Source organism: Pseudomonas sp. JV241A (assembly GCF_900275665.1).
GTDB classification, from domain to species: Bacteria; Pseudomonadota; Gammaproteobacteria; order Pseudomonadales; family Pseudomonadaceae; genus Aquipseudomonas; species Aquipseudomonas wadenswilerensis.
In genome coordinates this window covers 356,950-375,161 of record NZ_OPYO01000033.1, presented here as the reverse complement: position 1 = coordinate 375,161, position 18,212 = coordinate 356,950, and the positions used below count along the sequence as shown (strand labels likewise).

The following is an 18,212-nucleotide window of genomic DNA, read 5'->3' as shown; positions in this document are numbered from 1 at the left end:
CGGCCCAGCGGGGCCGCCACCGAACTGCGCTGATCAGCTACGCGTAGGGAAGGTGCCTTCTAGCGCAATGATGTAGGTGACGCCCAGGTACGGATTACGGTTGCCGAATGGCTGGCCGCCGCCGGCCAGGCTCAGCGAGTTGGGGGCCAGGGTCACCGCACCGGTCATGTCGCTACCGTAGATGTTCACGGTGTTGCCGGCGGTATCGGCCGCGCGCGCCAGGTACAACGATTCGCTGCCCACGTCGCTGCTGCCGCCAACCGTCGAGATCACCTGCGCATGGCCGTGACTCGGCAGCTGGTTGTAGGTCAAGGCAATGTTCTCGACCCCGCCCACCTCGCCCAGATCGATATCGCTCAGGCCCGGCCCCTGCCCGGTTCCAATCGGGCTACGCCCGCGCAGGTCCGGCAGGCCGAAGGTGTTCTGGCCATTGCCGCCGTAGATCGTGCCAAGGATCGAAAACAGCGCCGCGTTCTGCGCGATAGGCAGGATCTGGGCCTGGCAGAGGGCATATCCGCGAGGCGCGAAATTGCCGCCGAACATCTTGATTTCACCGAGAAATGGTTCGCTCATCGGGCATTTCCTTACGTTGCGTTGTTGGAATCTCGGGCCTAGCCGCAGACCGCCTGGGGCGGTGCTTGGCATTCGCGATGGATCACCACTTCGAGGGTGTGGCGCCCGTCTGCCTCAGGCAGTGTCGGGGTCATCAGCAACACCCACTGCTGCCCCGCCGGGCCACCCAGGCGATACACCGCCTGGGGCAGCCGCACGGCGGGAGGCAAGGCAAAAACCGCGCTATAGCATTCATAACGCGCGCTCATCGGCGTACCGTCGAGCACTTGCAGCAACGTCAGCGGCAGCGCCTGGTCCGCGGCGAGCCAGAGTACGAAACCCTGCACGGGTGCCTGGGCCAGTTCGTCGCGGCTGGGGATGAGGTAGAGATTCTGTTCGCTCATGAGGCAATCCTGTCGGCGCACACCGGTGCCTGGCGGCGCATGCGCAGATAGACACCGGAAGTATTGATGGCCTCAAAACCGAACCGGGCATACAAGCGCAGCGCCGGGTTGTAGGGCTCGACCGACAACTCGACGGCCAGCCCGCGTTCATCGGCGCGCTGGAGCAGGTCCGTGAGCAAGCGGGTACCAAGCCCCTGGCCGCGGCAAGCCGGCAGCAGGGCGATATCGATGAGGTTGAGGGTGGTCTGGCCCCAGAACAGGTACAAGCGGCCGATGGGCTGCCCGTCTTGTTCGATGAGGTAGAATTCGGCGTCGTGAAAATGTACTTGATAGTACTGGTGCTGAGCCTGGAACTGCTGGTCGAGAAAGACCGCAATGGCCTCGGCAGACCAGCCGCTAGGGGCCATTTCCTCGCTGCGAGTGCTGGCGTAGAGCATCCGCAGGAAATCCAGGTCGGCAGCTTCCATCCCTCGAAGGGACACCGCGAACTTCATCATGAACGCAAACTTCCCTGTTTGGTTGGAACGCTTGGACCTGGAGCAAAATGATCGGCTGATCAGTGTGGCATTAAACTGATGGCAGATTAGTCCAATTGTTGAACAATCGCACGCTTAAAATCCACTTTCCCTTACACCTAGTGCGGCTACTCGTCGCCAGGCCGTCGCCACCAGCGATTCGCCACTACCTTCAAGCACCACAAGGCCACGGACAGGCTGTGAAACACCTGTTTGCGCGCCGTCTTGTAGGGTAAACCGCACCCCGTATTGCGCCTGCAATGGCTGGGCGCGGTTGTCCTCATCGCGGCGCACGGCAATTGGTCCCCGATGCTCGGAAACCAGCGCTTCCTGGTCAATATAGGCGACTCCGGTGGTGTCGATATCATCCAGCTGCACTTTCAGCGAGGCGCGCAACGGGTCGTCTGCGACAAAGCGCCCGGGCGCACCGGGCTGAACCCGCCACAGATCGGCTTCGGCCAGGTAGCCGCGCAGGCGCGTGCCCTGCTCCACCACTTCGGCCAGGGGCAAGCGCGCCGCCACCCAGCGGCCCGGCCCCAGATCGCCGAGCAGATCGCGCACGATCCCGGCATGCGGTGCGCGCAGCTTCAGCCGTTCACGTTGGGCGACAAAGCCGCGGTACTCGGCAACAGCCTCGGCCAGGCGCTGCTCAAGGATGCCACTGTCGCCAGCGGTTTCGCTGCGCCCGGCCTGACGACGCAACTGCAACTGCAGAATCTCGATTTCGCGGCGAATGATGCGCAGGCGCGAATCCAGGTCCGGGGACTCCAGCTCCACCAGCAGCTCATCCTTCGCCACGCGCTGGCCGTCATGCACCCGCACCTGGCGGATACGCGCCGCCGTCGGCGCATGCAACGCGCTGCTGCGCGATGCCTCGAGCATCGCCGGTGCTTCGACGTCACTGCGCCAGGGCACCAGCAACACCGCCAGCAATGCCAGAAGCCCCAGCCCTAGCAGCATCACCCGCCTGGGTTGGGCCTGCTCACGCTGTTGCCACCAGTGCCGGCCTTCGCGCCAGACCGGCAAACCGATAAACCAGACCAGCTCCACCAGCATCAGGAAAATACCCAACACCTTGAAGAACAGGTGATAGACCGCCAAAGCGATGCCAAAGAACAGCACGGCCCGCCACAGCCACGAGGCATAGCCCCAGACCAGCAGGCGCCGACGCATGCCGGCCGACCAGGGTTCGGGGGCCGGCTCGCGATAGCCGAACAGTGCCTCGCGCAGATGCCAGCGGCACAGGGCATAGGCCCGGCCCTGCAGGTTGTCCACCGCCCACAGGTCACTGAGCAGGAAGTATCCGTCAAAGCGCATCAACGGGTTGAGGTTGATTGCCAGGGTGGTAAGCCAGGTGGCGGTGGCCAGCATGAAGGCCGCCGTGCGCCCTGCGCCGTCCGGCAGCAACGACCAGGCCAGCAAGGCAATGCAGGCCAGCAGCAGCTCGGCAAGAACTCCGCCGGCGCCGATCAGCAGCCGGGTGCGGCGATCCTGCACGCGCCAGGCATCGCTGACGTCGGTATACAGCATCGGTAACAGCACCATGAACGCCAGGCCCATGCTCGGCACCCGGCAGCCGGCGCGTTTGGCCATATAGGCGTGACCGAACTCGTGACACAGCTTGGCGAAACCCAGGGCGATGGCGAAGGCGATCACGCCGCCGAGGCTGAGCAGGTGCGGAAAGGTCGCCAGAAAGCGCTCCCAGTCACGCATCACCAGCAAGACCCCCAGCCCCAGTACCAGCGGCAGGCCATAGCGCAGAAGCCTGGGCCCGAAGCGCGCCAGCCACGGCCAGGTGCGATTGAGGAAGGCATCCGGGCGCCAGAGCGGAATGCGGAAAAACAGGTACTTGTGCAGCAGCTGGGTCCAGATCCCCTGGCGCTGGTTCGCGGCCTTGAGCGCGTAGCTGCCGCGTTGTTCATCATCGCCGGGCGTGACCAGGTCGTGGCCACGCAAGAAGCGCAGCAATTCTTCCACGGCCGCCGCCGGCAACGGCACCCCCGCTTCGCTATTGGCGGCGGCCAGGACCTGTGCCGGGTCGCCCAGTGCCCAGTGGCGCAACAGGCGCATTGCCGGGGCACCGAGCTTGAAATAGCGCCCGCGCAACGGGTCGGCCAGGGTCCATTGTGGCGCGCCGTCCAGCCCCGCTGAGCTGGCCGAGAGCTGCAGGTCCGGGCGCAGGGCGGGCAGGCTCACACCCCCACCGCCTGGCGCAGCGCCGCCAACGGTCGGCGCAACAGGTACAGGGCCAGCGGGGCGCGCTGACCGAAGACCTTGGCCGTGCCACGCAAGCCGATCCGCGGTGGCCCGGCACTGAAGCGTGCGTCCAGCCGGTAGGCCAGCTGCCCGGCCGGCGTGGTCTGGGCCTGATAGGCGGCGCGTTCAAGCTGTGCGCTATGACGATGCAACGGATCGCTATCGAGAAACAGCGCCACCTCGGCGCCCGGTGCAAGGTCGATGGCATCGGCAACGGGCAATTCGATACGCAGTTCGGCCTCGGCCGGGTCGGCGATTTCCAGCAGGCGTTCACCGGTTTGCACCGGTTTGCCGGTTAAGCGCTGGGCGTCTGCAAAAACTGCGATGCCCTCGCGTTCGGCACGCACTTCAGTGCGCGCCAGCAGATCGCGGGCGTAGTCGTATTCAGCGCGTTTCTGTTCGACCCGTGCGGCCAGCAGGTCAAGCCGGGCACCGGATTCGGCATCGGAGAAGGCCCGCTGGGTATTGGCCTTGAGTTCGGCCTCGGCGACGCCGAGGGTGCGTCCGGCCACATCCGCCTGCGCCTTGAGGCTGGTGGCGTCAAAGCGCAGCAACAGCTGGCCGATGGTCACGCGCTGGTTGGGTTTGACCAGGAACTCGGCGATCACCCCATCCAGTGGCGCCGCCACCACCTGGCCGTTGCGCGGCACGACTTCGGCCGGCGCCAGCACCGACTGGCGCACAGGCACGAACAGCAACAGCAGCACGATACTGGCAAGCGCCCAGCGGGTCCGTAGCGGCCAGCGCAGGCGCCACGGCTTGCCAGGCTGCAAAGCGCGCCAGGCATGGCTGTAGCAATCCCCCAACTGCACCAGCAGTGCTTGTTCAGCCTCGCTCCAGAGCGTGTCGCGGGCCAGCCAGAGGCCGCCGAACACTTCACCTCGACGGTCCTTGAGCGGTAGCCAGAACGCTTCGGCCGCCGACAGTGCCTGCCAGTCCTCGCGGCTGGCGGCATCCAGCGCCTGGGCGCGCACCGGCGCGGCATTGGCCAAGTGCTTAGCGGCTTCCAGGCAGCCGACCGCACGCTCGATGAACGCCACGAACGGCGCATTGGGTTCGACCACACTGATGCCGGTGAGCGCCCGGACCTTGCCAGCGATCAGCAACACGGCATGGCGGTAGCCGAACAATGCCTGGCCATCGTTGACCATGGCGAAAGCCAGGGCGTCGACCGTGGCAGCGGCCCGGGCCTGGCGCTCCAGGCCCAGGTAATGGGCCAGCAGTTGTTCGAGCACACCCGGGACGGGGGCGTTCATGGCTGGTCGGCAAAATGCGCGGTACCGCTCATTCCCGCCAGCAAGCCCGGGCTGTTGGCCGGCAGCGTGCCGATCAACAACAAGGTCTGGCTGCCTTCATCAATCCGAGCGCCGAGGCGCTTGACCGAGGCATCGAGGGGTTTGCCGGTTTCGTCGGGGGTAAAGCTGAACTTCTGCTCCGGCTTGAGCCGCCCCAGCCAGCGCGAGGGCACCAACAGGTGGACTTCCAGGGAACGGTTGTCGACGATCTCCAGCAGTGGCGTGCCACTGGCGACACTTTCATGGGCCTGGACCTTGCGGGCGACCACCTGCCCATCGAAAGGGGCCTTGACCTGGCAACGCTGAACCTGCACCTGGTACACCTGGGCTTCAGCCTGAGCCTGGGCCTGGCGGGCCTCGGCCAGGGCCACCTCGAAACGCCCTACTGAATTGAGCGCAGCCAGTTGCTGCTTGTTGCGCAGCTCTTCACGGGTGGCTCGCACCGCAGCACCGGCAGCACTCTGCTGCGCCTGGTAGGCGCTGCAGTCGAAGCGCACCAGCACATCGCCCTTATTGAACGATTGGCCTTCGGCATAGGGTATTTCCACCACCCGCCCGGCCAGTTCACTGGCCAACAGCGCCTGGGAGCGCGCCCGCAACACGCCACGGACCTCGCTGGCGGTGGAGGTAGCACCTTCGAGCAACGGGTCAGGGTCCGTTGCGGCCTGAGCCCATCCGCTGGCCATCACCAGCACCATCCACCACGCTGATCGCTTCATGTTGCTGCATCCTTGCGGTTATGGCCGGATGCTATCAATCTTTTCGGCCATCCGGAAGTCGGATGCCGGTCCATCCGGCTGGACTGCATGACCCTTCCCACCCCGACCAAGTGATCTTGAAATGCCACTTTGCTCTGCTAGCGTTAGCAGCGCACCAGCGCATCCCCGCGTTCGCGGGATGCAACTGCGGTACAAGGACGATAGACCCTCTGCCAACAATGATTGGAGGCAACTATGAGCGCAGTCACCAGTTCGACCAATTTCGGTCATGGCTACCCCACCCCCGGCCCACAAACACCCAACGCACAGAAGGTGCTGGACCATGTGTTCTTTCTCTCCGAGTCCGCCTGGAAACAGGTCCGCGAAGAGGAGCAGTTCGACTTCATCATTATCGGTACCGGCTTCTGCTCCCTGGCCTTCGCCGAGCGGATCCTGAGCAGCAACCCCAAGGCGCGGATCCTGATGATCGAACGCGGGCCGTTCTTCCTCCCCGAGCACTTCCAGAACCTGCCGATCCCCTACCAGAAAACCCTCGGTGGCTTTTCCGAAACCTTCCCCTGGACCCTCTCGGCCCGCACCGCCAACCAGCCACCGGGCAACATCGGCTGGCAGCACGGCATGGTGCCGTTCTTTGGCGGGCGCAGCATCATGTGGAGTGCCTGGTGCCCACGGCCAACCAAAGATGAAATGGCCTTCTGGCCCGAGCAGACCATCGCTGCCGCCGAGGCCCGCTTCGAGTCGGCCGAGAGGCTGCTCAACGTGATCCCGGCCGACAAGATCGACACCCAGCTCGACCCGCAGGTGCGCGCCCATGTAACCGAGCAGCGCCCGGTCTACGGCACCCTGCAGCTTGAGTTGCAGAATATGCTCGAGCACAACATCGGCAAGATCGACTCGGCCACGCGCTGGCTACCGGCGCCACTCGCCGCCGCTGCCGACCGTGCTGGCGGCGTTGACTTCGCCAAGTTTTCGACCCCGGCCTCGATCATGGAACTGGCGGGCAAACAGGCCGACCTTGCCGCCGCCGGCACCGGCAGCCCGCTGCGCATCATTACCGAGTGCATTGTCGAACGTATCCACCAGCAGGATGGCGTGGCCACTGCGCTGCAAACCTCGCGCGGGGTGGTCAACATCGGCAATGCCAAGCTGATCCTGGCCATGGGCACCCTGCCGCCGGCGACCTTGCTGATGAACTCGTTCCCGCAGGTCAAGCGTGCTGGCGATCGCTTTACCGCGCACTTCATCACCTCGGTGGTGGCGCGGGTGCCGCGCAAGGACTACCCGTTCGCCGCCAAGCTGGCCGAGCTGGAACTGGCGGCGATCTACCTGGCCGGCAAGAACCAGGACAACGGCATGCAGTACCACGTGCAGCTGTCGGTACTGTCTGACCGCGAGCCTGCAAAGAACGCGCAGAAAGCCGCGCGCTACATGCCTGACGTGGTGGCCACCGCATCCATGGCACAACTGGAATCGTCGAAGGATTACCTGGTGTTCGTTTGCGCCGTGCTCGGCGAGATCGACTTCCGCAACCCGGAAAACCACTTCCACCTCAACGGCCAGGCCGACCCCACCACCAACGTCAACCTACAGGTGCTGGCCAGCGAAACCGACCGGCAAACCTGGGACACCATGGATCAAGGGACCTTCCAGATGATGGAACGGGTGTTTGCCCCCGAGGGCAAGGTCGAATACTGGCATGGCGACCCGAACCTGGGCCATTGGACCAGCGAGCGGCCAAGCATTCCCGAGCGCCGGGTGGCCGGGCTGGTGCACGAAGGCTCGACGCTGTGGATTGGCGACAAGGACGAAGGCGTCGTTGGCCTGGATTACCGTCCCCATGGCGTGGAAAACGTCTACGTCACCGGCGGCGCGCTGTGGCCGGCTAGCGGTTCGTGGAACCCGACCATGACCATGGTGGCCCTGGCCCAGGACCTGGCTGACCAACAACTGCACTGCATCAATGCCGTCCAGCCGCTAACCTCGGACCTGACCGAAGTCTGACAGTAGGAGCGGGCTTGCCCCGCGATGAGGCCAGTCAAACCCATCGCGGGGCACGTCAAAATACCCACACGCTATGTTCAGGCCCTGCAGTGGCGTTGGCGAATCAGCTTCTTGTCGATCTTGCCGACACTGGTTTTCGGAATCTCGCTGACAAAGCGCACCAGCCGCGGGATTGCCCATTTGTTCAGGTGACCGCTGTCGACGAAAGGCTGCAGGTGCCGAGCCAGCGCTGGCTGGTCCAGCTCGACACCGGCGACGCAGACCACCAAGGCCAGGGGCTGCTCGCCCCATTGCGCATCGGCCACCCCGACCACCGCCACCGAATCGACCCCACTGTGCTGGCTGATCAGGCTTTCCAGCTCCACCGAACTGATCCATTCGCCGCCGGTCTTGATCACGTCCTTTATCCGGTCGCGGATCTGCAGCATGCCGCGCTCATTGATGCAGGCCATGTCGCCGGTGTGCAGCCAGCCGCCGGCCCAGAGTGCGGCACCCTGCTCCGGCTCCTTGAGGTAGCCCTGGGTCAGCCATGGCGCGCGGACGACGATTTCGCCGAGGCTTTCGCCATCATGGGCAATGTCCTCGCCTTGTTCGTCGACGATGCGCAGGTCAACCAGCGGGATCGGCACCCCGGCGTTGATGCGCAAGGGCAGTTGCGCTTGCATGGGCAGCGCCAGGTCTTCAGCGCTGAGGCGGGTGACGCTGAGCAACGGGCAGGTCTCGGACATGCCATAACCGCAGTGCACGCGAATGCCCCTGGCGCTGGCCCGCGCCGCCAGGCCCTGGGTGAGTGCGCTGCCGCCCAGCAGCATTTTCCAGCCACTGAGGTCGGTGCGCCGGCCTTCGTCGCAGTCGAGCATCATCTGCAACAGGGTCGGCACGCAGTGCGAAAAGGTCACCTGCTCTTCACGCATCAGCCTCACCAGCTGGTTGGGTTCGTAACGGCCGGGATAGACCTGCTTGATGCCCAGGGCCGTGGCCACGTAGGGCACTCCCCAGGCATGCACATGGAACATCGGCGTAATGGGCATGTACACATCGCCCGAGCGCAGCAACGGCTCGCCCCCGCAGGCAGCGAAGGTGCCCAGTTCGTTGAGGGTGTGCAGCACCAGCTGGCGATGGCTGAAGTACACGCCCTTGGGGTTGCCGGTGGTGCCGGTGGTGTAGAACAGGGTCGCCATCGAGTTCTCGTCGAAATCGGCGAAGTCGAAGTGCGTGCCCGCGCCGGCCAGCAGTGTTTCGTACTCGCCCAGCAGTGGCAGTTCACTGCTGATATCAACGCCGTCGCTCAGGCGGATGTAGCCTTTTACCGTCGGCAACTGGTCGCGCAACTGGACGATCAGCGGCACAAAGTCGTCATGCACCAGCACCAGGTGATCCTCGGCATGGTTCATGGTGTAGCGCACTTGCTCGGGTGACAGCCGCACGTTGACGGTATGTAGCACCGCGCCGAGCATCGGCACGGCAAAGAAGCACTCCAGCGCGCGGTGGCTGTCCCAGTCGAGCAAGGCCACGGTGTCGCCGGGTTTGACTCCGGCCCGGGTGAGCACATTGGCCAGGCGCTGGATGCGTTCGAGCAAGGTGGTATAGCTGTAGCGCAGTTTGTCGGCGTAGACGATTTCCTGGCTGGGCTGATAGCGCACGCCTGACAGCAGCAGGCGCTTGATCAGCAACGGGAAGCTGTAGGCCCCGGGGGCCGGTTGCATGATGCGGGTGGTGGTCATGGGCGCGTCCTTCACAGTTGCTCGGCCTTCAGCAGGTACAGGCTTTGGCTGCCGGCCTTGACGCTGGCGCTGAGCGAATGGATGCGCGGCAGCAAGCGCGCAAAATAGAAGCGTGCGGTGCCCAGCTTGCTCTGGTAGAAGGTGCCGTGCTGATCCAGGACGACGTCAGCCATCTGTGCCCACAAGTAGGCATACAGCGTGTAGCCAAACACCTGCAGATACTCCACCGCCGCCGCGCCGATTTCCTGGGGGTTGCCCTGGGCGCGATCGAGCACCCAGGCGGTCAGGTCGTCCAGGTTGGCCAGCGCGAGCAACAACGGCGTCTTGAACTCGGCGCGTGACGGCGTCAGAGCCTGGGCAAAAGCCTTGATCTCCTGCGCCAGCGCCGCGTAGCTGCGGCCACCGTCGGCAACCAGCTTGCGCCCGAGCAGGTCCAGGGCCTGGATGCCATTGGTGCCTTCGTAGATCTGGGTGATACGGCAATCGCGAATCAGCTGCTCCTGGCCCCATTCGCGAATGTAACCGTGGCCGCCGAACACCTGTTGACCGTGCACGGTGGTTTCCAGGCCCATATCGGTCAAAAATGCCTTGGCCACCGGGGTCAGCAGCGCCACCCGTGCTTCGGCCTGGGCACGCTCATCGGCTTTTTCACTGTACTTGGCCAGGTCCAGTTGCAGTGCAACGTAGGTGGAGAACGCCCGCCCGCCTTCGTTCAGCGCCTTCATGGTCAGCAGCATGCGCCGTACATCCGGGTGCACGATGATCGGGTCGGCCGCCTGTTCAGGCGCCTGCGGCCCGGTAGATGCGCGGCTTTGCAGGCGTTCGCGGGCATAGGCAACGGCGTTCTGGTACGAGCGCTCGCCCAACGCCAGGCCCTGGATACCCACGCCCAGGCGCTCGTAGTTCATCATCGTGAACATGGCGTTGAGACCTTTATTGGCCTCGCCCACCAGGTAGCCGGTAGCGCCGTCGAAGTTCATCACGCAGGTGGCCGAAGCCTTGATACCCATCTTGTGCTCGATGGAGCCGCAACTCACCGCGTTGGCCTGGCCCAACCCGCCGTCTTCCTCGACCATCAGCTTGGGTACCAGGAACAGCGAGATGCCCTTGGCGCCGGCCGGTGCATCCGGCAGCTTGGCCAGCACCAGGTGAATGATGTTCTCGGTCAGGTCCTGCTCGCCGCCGGTGATGAAGATTTTCGTGCCAGTGATCCGGTAGCTGCCATCGGCCCCAGGTTCGGCACGGGTGCGGATCAGCCCCAGGTCGGTGCCGGCATGAGGTTCGGTCAGGCACATCGACCCCGACCAGCGCCCTTCATACATAGGCGGCAGGAAGCGCGCCTTGAGCGTCTCGCTGGCGTGATTGAGCAGCGACAGACAGGCCCCGGCGGTGAGCATCGGGTAGAGGGCGAATGACAGGTTGGCGGCGTTGAGCATCTCCTCGACCTGGGCGGCAATGACCTTGGGCATGCCCATGCCGCCGTATTCGCTGGCCCCGGCCACGCCGACCCAGCCGTCTTCGGCGTAATTGCGATAGGCCTGGGCAAAACCGTCCGGGGTGCTCACGCGACCGTCTTGCCAGCGGCAACCCTGCTCGTCGCCACTGCGGTTGAGCGGCGCCACCTGCTGGGCGATGAGCTTGCCGGCCTGCTCGAGAATTGCCCGCGCGGTGTCGCTATCGACCTGCTCGGCGAGGGCCGGGATCCGCGCCCACTGGCCGGGGATGTCGAATACTTCGTTGAACAGAAAATCCATGTCGCGCAACGGTGGTAGGTAATCAGACATGCGATGAACACTCGGCTTTTGGGTTGTTGACGTGCAGCCCCTCGACGTTCGTGGGGCTGGGTGAAGGCGCCCGTGCCTTGCTGGCGGGCAACAGGAAGTGCGACAGCGCCGGGATCAGGATCAGCGCACCGAGCATGTTCCAGAGGAACATGAAGGTCAGCAGGATGCCCATGTCGGCCTGGAACTTGATCGGCGACCAGGCCCAGCCCACCACCCCGGCGGCCAGGGTGATGCCGACCAGGCCCACCACCCGGCCGGTAAAGGCCACGGCATTCTTGTAGGCCTGGGCCAGCGACAGGCCCTGGCGCTGGTAATGCAACTGCACGCTGAGCAGGTACAGCGCGTAATCCACGCCAATGCCCACGCCCAGGGCGATCACCGGCAAGGTGGCGACCTTGACGCCAATACCCATGGTCACCATCAGCGCCTCGCACAGCACCGAGGTGAGCATCAGTGGCAATACCGCCACCAGGGTCGCGCGCCAGCTGCGAAAGGTGATCAGGCAGAACAGCGTCACCGCCAGGTACACCAGCAACAGCATGCTGCGGTTGGCGTCGCGCACCACGATATTGGTCGCCGCCTCGATCCCGGCGCTGCCGGCCGCCAGCAGGAACTGGCGATCCTCGCCGCTGTTGGCCTGGGCAAAGCGCTCGGCAATCGCCACCACCTGATCGAGGGTGTCGGCCTTGTGGTCCTTGAGGTAGGCGATCACCGGCATCAGCGAGCAATCGTTGTTGAACAGTTCCGGGGCATTGACCGAGGCTTGCTGGGCGGCGTAGTTGAGCACGTCCTGGTTGCGCTGGATGCTGCTCAGCTTGGGGTTGCCCTCGTAGGTGCCTGCGGTTATCTGCCGGACCGCGTTGGTCAGCGACAGGGTGGTCTGCACTTGCGGGTTCTGCTGTAGCGCCCAGGCCAGGCGGTCGGCGAGCACTAGGGTCTGGTAGCGCAGGCAGCCTTCCGGGGCGGTCTTGATCATCACCGCAAAGGTGTCGCTGGACAGCGCGTAATGGCTGGTGATGTAGGCGTTGTCGCGGTTATAGCGCGAGTCGGCGTGCAGCTCCGGGGCACCGCTGTCGAGGTCGCCGATCTTCAGTTGCAGGCTCAGCCAGAAACCGCCGGCACCGAGCAATGCGGCCACCAGCACCGCGGCGCTGGCCCATTTGCGTTCGGTGAAGCGGTCGAGCACGTCCCAGAGTTTGCCGAAGCCCCGGTGCTCGGCCGCGCGCAGGTCGATACGCAAGGCCCGTTCCGCCGCCTTGCGCCCGACGCCCACGTACGACAGCGCTACCGGCATCAACAGCAGCGAGGTGAAGATCAGCACGGCGACACCGATGCTGGCGGTAATCGCCAGGTCCTGGATCACCGGGATATCGATCAGCATCAGCACGGCAAATCCCACCGCATCGGCCAGCAAGGCGGTGACGCCGGCGACGAACAGGCGCCGGAAGGTGTAGCGCGCAGCGATTTGCCGGTGGGTGCCGCGGCCGATGTCCTGCATGATGCCGTTCATCTTCTGCGCCGCGTGGGACACGCCAATGGCGAAGATCAGGAACGGCACCAGGATCGAATACGGGTCGATGGCATAGCCCAGCCAGGCGACGATACCCAGCTGCCAGACCACCGCCGTCAACGAGCACAGCACCACCAGCAAGGTGCTGCGCACGCAGCGGGTGTAGAGGTAGATGATCAGCAGCGTGGTCAGCACCGCCAGGGCGAAGAACAGCATCACCTGCAGCAGCCCGTCGATCAGGTCGCCCATCAGCTTGGCGAAGCCGATCACGTGCAGCTTATAGACACCACCCGCTTCGTAGTGCGCGCGCAATTGCTCGAGCTTGACCGAGAACCCGTGGTAGTCGATGCCGGCGCCGGTCGCCGAGGCCTGGTCGAGCAGCGGCACGATGAGCATGCTTGATTTGAAGTCGCGGGCCACCAGGCTGCCGACGATGTTGGCCCGCTCGATGTTCTGGCGCAGCTGCTGAATGTCGGCGGCCGAGCCCTGGTAGGCATCGGGCATCACCGGCCCGCCCTGGAAGCCCTCTTCGGTGACTTCGGTCCAGCGCACCGCCGGGCTCCACAGCGACTTCATCCAGGCGCGGTCGACCCCCTGGCTGAGGAACAGCTCGTCGTTGATCTGGCGCAGGGTCTGCAGGTAAGCCGGGTCGAAGATATCGCCACGGGTATTTTCCACCACCACCCGCAATGAATTGCCCAGGCCGCGCAGGGACTGGCGGTTGTCCAGGTAATTCTGGATGTAGGGATGGCCCTGCGGGATCATTTTCTCGAAGCTGGGCCGCAGTTCCAGGCGGGTCAGGGCCATGTAGCCCAGCACCACGGTGACCAGCAGCATGCACAGCATGAACGGCAGCCGATGGTTGAACACCAGGCGTTCGAGACGATTGCCGGAGCGCGCGTCGAAGTCGCTGAGGTTGCGGATCACCGGCAAGGTGTCTTGTTGGATGTCGGCCATCAGGGTTTTCTCTTGTTATGGCTGCTGCGGTTGTTCGAGGGCCAGGGTGCGAATGCCACGCTCACCGACCAGCACCAGGTCGGCGGCGCTATCGAAGGCCGCGCCGCTGACCGGGGCGCGCTGGGTTTGCGCCACGGGGCTGAAGCTGGCGCCGTCGTCACCGCTGACCAGCAGATCGCCGGCCTGGCTCGCCAGCCAGAAACGCCCGCTGGCGTCGAGGCTGGCGGCGGTGATGCTGCTGGTCAGATCAGTTTTGACCGCTTGCCACTGGGCACCGCCGTCGGTGCTGCGCAACACATGGCCGCGCAGCCCGTAGGCCAGCAGCGTCCCAGGCTTGCCAATGACGCCGAAGTAAGTGCCGGCATACGGCGTGGACAGCCGCTGGAAGCGTTCGCCATCGGCGCTCAACTTGAGCAGCAGGCCCTGCTCGCCGCTGATGTACAGCGCGCCGTCGACGCTGGCCAGGCCGGTCAGGTGCAGGCCCTGCGGGTTGTCACTGCGCTCGAGCCAGGGCGTCCAGTGCTGGCCGCCGTCACGGGTGTGCAGCAGCAGGTTGAACACCCCGACTGCATAGCCGTGGCGGGCATCGGCGAACCACACGTCGAGCAACGGCTTGTCGGCGCCCTCTGCCACCAGGCGCTCGCCCTCGCCTACCCAGCTCGCCCAGACAGGGTCCGCGGGCGCGGCCAGGGCTTTGGCCTGGTAGTACGCCAGCACCTGGTCACCGAGCACCCGGCCGTCCAGTTGCTTTTCCCAGCTCAGGCCGCCATCGCGGCTGTGCAGGATCACCCCGTCGTTACCCACCGCCCACCCAAGCTCCGGCGTCGCGAAGGTCAACGCATTGAGGTCGGCGCTGACCGGCACCTGTGCCTGTTGCCAGTGACTGCCATGGTCATCCGAGTACAGGATGTGCCCGCGCGGCCCCACCGCGACCATCCGTGCGCCGGCGCGGGCGACATCGCGCAAGGCGCTGCTCGCAGCCAGCGCACTGGGCAGCGCTGGCAGGTCGAGCACGTCGACGTAAGGCTCGGCCTGGACCGCGCCCTGCAGCGCGGCCCAGGCCAGCAGCAGCACGCTGCAGCGTTTGAACATATCCATCCCTGATCCTCCTCAAATGCGTGCTCGACAGGCTCAGCGAATGCCGGCCCCGGCCAGGGACTCGGGCGACCACTGGGTGCGCGACAGCGGCTCGATATAACGAATGCCGCCGTAGGCACCGACCACGCCATTGAGGTTGTAGGTGCCGCCGATCAGGTCGTAGATCATGAACGGCGTGGCATCCGGGGTCTGTTTGTCGTAGCTCTGGCTGAGGAAGGCGAAGGAGCCGCGGTACAGCTGACCACGGGCGTCGTACTGGTCCGAGGCCAGGGCAATCCAGCTGTCCTCGTCGAGGTAGAAGCGGCGCTTGTGATAGATATGCCGGGCACCATCCTTGAGCTTGCCTTCCACCACCCAGACCCGGTGTTTTTCCCAGCGCACGAACTGCGGTGCCAGGTGATTGGCCGTGGTCAGCTGCTTGACGTCGGTGTTGTAGGTCAGCCGGTAGGTGTTGTAGGGCACGTACATTTCCTGCTTGCCGACCAGGGTCCAGTCGTAGCGGTCCAGGGCGCCGTTGAAGACGAACACGTCATCGTAGGTGCCCGAGCCCGAGGTGCCCGGGTTGGGCGTGTCGTAGGCCAGGTTCGGTGCCAGCTTGACCCGACGCTGGCCCGGCAGGTACTGCCAGGCGCTGCGTGGCTGCACCAGCGGGTTGGCGGCATCGCGCAGCATCATCGCCTCACCGGCGCGCCGGGCTGGCGCGGTGTAGGTGAGCTTCATCTGGTAGTAGGTGTCCTTGGCGCCGATCGGCTTGGCCATGTCTTCGTAGATCGGGTAGCTGATGTTGGCCTGGCCGGTGGTGCTCAAGGTCGCGTTGCCGGCAGCATCGACGTTCCACGAGTCGTACTTGGCGGTCATGCTCACGCCCTGGTAGCGCAGGAGGAAGTTCCACATGGCCTCGGCGCCGGTCTGCGGGATCGGGAACGGAATACCCGGCAGCACGTTGTCGACCGCACTTCCGCCCTCCTGGCTACGAGCGCCGACGGCGTTCTTCAGGGTGTTGTCGAGCACCGGCTGCGGCAGTGCCACGCTGCGATGGGTGGGGTAGACATCGACGCGAAAGCTCGGGAAACGCTTGAGCAGTTCCTGGGTGGTGGCGGTCAGTTGCCCCTTGTACTGCTCGGCATTCTTGCCATCGATGACCCGCAGCGGTTTTTCCTCGGCGAACGGGTCCGGGCGCATGCTTGCACCGCTCTTGAACGCCGCGGGTGGGGTGACCAGGCCGCCCTGGTAGGCGGGGATCGAACCGTCGGCGTTGGCGGCCTTATCTGCGCCGATGGGCGTCAGGCTGGTGCCCAGGCGCGCGGCCTGTTCGGTGGAGACAGCGGCGTGAGCCGCGTTCAGGGCAGCCAGCGACAGGCACGTGGCCAACAGGGTGTGCACGTAGTTCATGATTGTTGTTTTCCTGTGTGACTCAGAAGGTGGTTTTCAGGGTCAGGTACAGCGCGCCACGGTCCTCGGTGGTAGCAGCGCCGCCAGAGAACGCGGCGTAACCGCCGCCGTAGCAGGTGTAGTCCTGTTCGCCGTCCAGGGCGTTGGGGGTAGTGCCGTCGGTCTGGCCGTTGTCGCAGGACTGGGTCTTGCCAAAGCCATCGACGTACTTGAGGTCGACGAAGTACTGGTTGTAGATCGCCGCGCTCAGGCCCACGGCGTAGTTGCCGGTGTTCTCGGCGCCACCGCCCTGCACCGGCGATACGCCGTCCAGGCCGAGGTTGATCGACAACGGCATGCTCAGGTCCATGCCAGGGAACACCTGGTACCAGGTCGGGGTGAAGTTGACCGCGATCCCCCAGTTGTCGCGGGTCGGCTGGTCGATGCCGCGGTAGCTGCCCTTGCCCTTGTACAGGGCCTCGTTGTGGCTATCGAGCTTGAGCAGGTTGCTGTAGAACAGCTCGCCCAGCAGGGTCGCCGAATCGAACAGCGGCGTATCGCCAAGGGTCATCAGGCCGTTGAGGGTCCAGTGCAGGGTGTCGCCGGTGGCGCTCATGCTGTCGCCGTCCGATGGCAGTTCATACACCACGCCGCTGCTTGGCAAACGCGCAGGCAGCAGGCCGAAGCCCCCGCCCAGGCCGGCCTGCCCCGGTGCACTGAGAATCGCCGGAATACTCGCCAGGGGCATGTTGTGGCGAATGTTCAGGTCGCTGCCGACGCTGATACCGCCGACATCCTTGGACAGGCTCAAGCCGTAGATATCGATGTTGTCGGCATAGGCGAACTGATACGTAGCGCTTTGCAGCGAGTTGTAGAGGTTGCCCACCGCGCCCTGGGCGCTGCCCGGCGGGTTGCCGAACGGGCCGTTGGCGACGGTCAGGCCACGGGCATCAAGCCAGGCCTGGGGCAGGATTTCCGAGGTCTTGCGGTAGTAGAAGCCCAGGGTGCCGCCCAGCCAGTCGGGCGACCACTTGGCCATGACGCCCCAATCGCCGCGTTTGTCCGGGGTCAGGTCGTGGCCACGGCGGATGTTGGTCAGCGCGCCGCGCACCGGGATCAGCCCCGGAGTGCCGGTATGGCCGAGCAGGAAGCTCTGCGCGCCCTCGCCCACCAGGTCCGAGCCCCCGTAGTAGGTGCCCGCTTCCGGCAGCCGCGCGGCATCCCAGTCGAGGAAGTACTGCGCGCCGACGCTGAGTTCGGGGTTGACCAGAAACGCCGTCGAGAGCTGGTTGCGCGGCACGAACAGTTCCTTGGCTTCGGTGCCGGGAGACGCGGCCAGCTTGGCCAGGTCCAGGCCCGACTGCCCATAGCTCAGCGAATGCACCGGGTTGAGCAGGGTTTCGCCCCAGAACAGGTTGTGCTGGCCAAGCTTGCCGCTGATCTCGGATGAGTCGCCCACTTCACGGCGCATGAACACGAAGGCATCGAGCACTTCCCCGGACGGGCCGCTGTAGTAGCGCTGGGCGTAGTTGCTCAGGTGCGGGCTGCCCAAGGGCACGCCGGTGCCGGGCAAGCCGTTGAGGCTGGGGTTGATGCCCGACTGGCCACCGTTGCCGTTGACGAACGGGTTGGAGTTGGAGCCGGTGTTGTCATAGGCCTTGTCGTACCAACTGGCGGCGCTGACACGAAAGCCCATGTTGCCCTGGTAGATCACGTCCAGTTCGGTGAGCAGGTCCACGCGATTGGTGACCGTGGTCCCGGCCTTGCGGAAGTTGTAGTTGCCGTCGTTGTTGTTGGGGGTCGCCAGCAGGCGCTTGTCGGCGCTTTCGGTGCGCACGCCATAGTTGTACTTGACCGTATTATCCAGGCGCACGGCCCAGTCTTCACTGCCGGTATCGACCTCAAACGCCTGGGCGCCGGGTAGCGCCAGCAGGCCGATGGCGCAGGCCAGCAGGCAGCGCTGTGGCTTCACAGCACGGTGAATGCGAGGGTTTGGCATCGCGATGACTCCACTTATTGTTATTGT

General features: G+C 65.0%; 13 protein-coding genes. 1 reads left to right on the top strand and 12 read right to left on the bottom strand.

The genetic code is table 11. The features are described 5' to 3' along the window. Positions 1–33: 33 nt before the first annotated feature. From JV241A_RS23350 to JV241A_RS23325, 6 genes are all read right to left on the bottom strand, one after another. Complete coding sequence (locus JV241A_RS23350) at positions 34–573, bottom strand: tail fiber protein (RefSeq protein ID WP_115086655.1); 540 nt, start codon at positions 571–573, stop codon at positions 34–36. A 38-nt stretch (positions 574–611) separates the two neighbouring features. Then, entirely contained in the window at positions 612–956 is a 345-nt protein-coding gene (locus JV241A_RS23345; RefSeq protein ID WP_115086656.1) for a hypothetical protein, read from the bottom strand. Further along, entirely contained in the window at positions 953–1,453 is a 501-nt protein-coding gene (locus JV241A_RS23340) for a GNAT family N-acetyltransferase (RefSeq protein ID WP_134064681.1), read from the bottom strand. Before JV241A_RS23340 ends, JV241A_RS23345 begins: the two co-directional genes overlap by 4 nt. Positions 1,454–1,567: 114 nt before the next feature. Next, entirely contained in the window at positions 1,568–3,667 is a 2,100-nt protein-coding gene (locus tag JV241A_RS23335) for a site-2 protease family protein (protein WP_134064679.1), read from the bottom strand. Then, on the bottom strand, positions 3,664–4,983 hold the full coding sequence (locus JV241A_RS23330; protein WP_134064677.1) for an HlyD family efflux transporter periplasmic adaptor subunit: 1,320 nt from the start codon (positions 4,981–4,983) through the stop codon (positions 3,664–3,666). The genes JV241A_RS23335 and JV241A_RS23330 overlap by 4 nt, the downstream gene beginning before the upstream one ends. Further along, a complete protein-coding gene (locus tag JV241A_RS23325) occupies positions 4,980–5,741 on the bottom strand; it encodes an efflux RND transporter periplasmic adaptor subunit (protein ID WP_115086660.1) in 762 nt (253 codons plus the stop codon). The genes JV241A_RS23330 and JV241A_RS23325 overlap by 4 nt, the downstream gene beginning before the upstream one ends. 234 nt (positions 5,742–5,975) lie before the next feature. On the opposite strand from JV241A_RS23325, the gene JV241A_RS23320 reads away from it, so the two are divergent. Beyond that, on the top strand, positions 5,976–7,742 hold the full coding sequence (locus JV241A_RS23320; RefSeq protein ID WP_134064675.1) for a GMC oxidoreductase: 1,767 nt from the start codon (positions 5,976–5,978) through the stop codon (positions 7,740–7,742). A 77-nt stretch (positions 7,743–7,819) separates the two neighbouring features. On the opposite strand, the gene JV241A_RS23315 is transcribed toward JV241A_RS23320, so the two are convergent. The 6 genes from JV241A_RS23315 to JV241A_RS23290 are packed head-to-tail and all read right to left on the bottom strand — an operon-like array spanning position 7,820 to position 18,185. Next, the gene (locus JV241A_RS23315) at positions 7,820–9,466 is read right to left on the bottom strand and encodes a fatty acid--CoA ligase (protein WP_134064673.1); all 1,647 of its coding nucleotides are present in this window, start codon (positions 9,464–9,466) and stop codon (positions 7,820–7,822) included. An 11-nt stretch (positions 9,467–9,477) separates the two neighbouring features. Further along, positions 9,478–11,250 (bottom strand): acyl-CoA dehydrogenase C-terminal domain-containing protein, encoded by a 1,773-nt coding sequence (locus JV241A_RS23310; RefSeq protein WP_134064671.1) that lies wholly within the window; start codon positions 11,248–11,250, stop codon positions 9,478–9,480. Continuing rightward, entirely contained in the window at positions 11,243–13,717 is a 2,475-nt protein-coding gene (locus tag JV241A_RS23305; RefSeq protein WP_134064669.1) for an MMPL family transporter, read from the bottom strand. The genes JV241A_RS23310 and JV241A_RS23305 overlap by 8 nt, the downstream gene beginning before the upstream one ends. Before the next feature lie 15 nt (positions 13,718–13,732). Next, complete coding sequence (locus tag JV241A_RS23300) at positions 13,733–14,815, bottom strand: YCF48-related protein (protein ID WP_134064667.1); 1,083 nt, start codon at positions 14,813–14,815, stop codon at positions 13,733–13,735. Positions 14,816–14,848: 33 nt separating this feature from the next. After that, entirely contained in the window at positions 14,849–16,207 is a 1,359-nt protein-coding gene (locus JV241A_RS23295) for a DUF1329 domain-containing protein (RefSeq protein ID WP_115086666.1), read from the bottom strand. A 22-nt stretch (positions 16,208–16,229) separates the two neighbouring features. Further along, complete coding sequence (locus JV241A_RS23290; protein WP_134064666.1) at positions 16,230–18,185, bottom strand: DUF1302 domain-containing protein; 1,956 nt, start codon at positions 18,183–18,185, stop codon at positions 16,230–16,232. Positions 18,186–18,212: the final 27 nt, after the last annotated feature.

What these genes read in the sequence shown, in the direction of transcription:
- JV241A_RS23330 (WP_134064677.1), bottom strand. Translation starts at nt 4,983, where the DNA reads ATGAACGCCCCCGTCCCGGGTGTGCTCGAACAACTGCTGGCCCATTAC.
- JV241A_RS23340 (WP_134064681.1), bottom strand. Translation starts at nt 1,453, where the DNA reads ATGATGAAGTTCGCGGTGTCCCTTCGAGGGATGGAAGCTGCCGACCTG.
- JV241A_RS23305 (WP_134064669.1), bottom strand. Translation starts at nt 13,717, where the DNA reads ATGGCCGACATCCAACAAGACACCTTGCCGGTGATCCGCAACCTCAGC.
- JV241A_RS23310 (WP_134064671.1), bottom strand. Translation starts at nt 11,250, where the DNA reads ATGTCTGATTACCTACCACCGTTGCGCGACATGGATTTTCTGTTCAAC.
- JV241A_RS23345 (WP_115086656.1), bottom strand. Translation starts at nt 956, where the DNA reads ATGAGCGAACAGAATCTCTACCTCATCCCCAGCCGCGACGAACTGGCC.
- JV241A_RS23320 (WP_134064675.1), top strand. Translation starts at nt 5,976, where the DNA reads ATGAGCGCAGTCACCAGTTCGACCAATTTCGGTCATGGCTACCCCACC.
- JV241A_RS23290 (WP_134064666.1), bottom strand. Translation starts at nt 18,185, where the DNA reads ATGCCAAACCCTCGCATTCACCGTGCTGTGAAGCCACAGCGCTGCCTG.
- JV241A_RS23295 (WP_115086666.1), bottom strand. Translation starts at nt 16,207, where the DNA reads ATGAACTACGTGCACACCCTGTTGGCCACGTGCCTGTCGCTGGCTGCC.
- JV241A_RS23300 (WP_134064667.1), bottom strand. Translation starts at nt 14,815, where the DNA reads ATGGATATGTTCAAACGCTGCAGCGTGCTGCTGCTGGCCTGGGCCGCG.
- JV241A_RS23325 (WP_115086660.1), bottom strand. Translation starts at nt 5,741, where the DNA reads ATGAAGCGATCAGCGTGGTGGATGGTGCTGGTGATGGCCAGCGGATGG.
- JV241A_RS23315 (WP_134064673.1), bottom strand. Translation starts at nt 9,466, where the DNA reads ATGACCACCACCCGCATCATGCAACCGGCCCCCGGGGCCTACAGCTTC.
- JV241A_RS23350 (WP_115086655.1), bottom strand. Translation starts at nt 573, where the DNA reads ATGAGCGAACCATTTCTCGGTGAAATCAAGATGTTCGGCGGCAATTTC.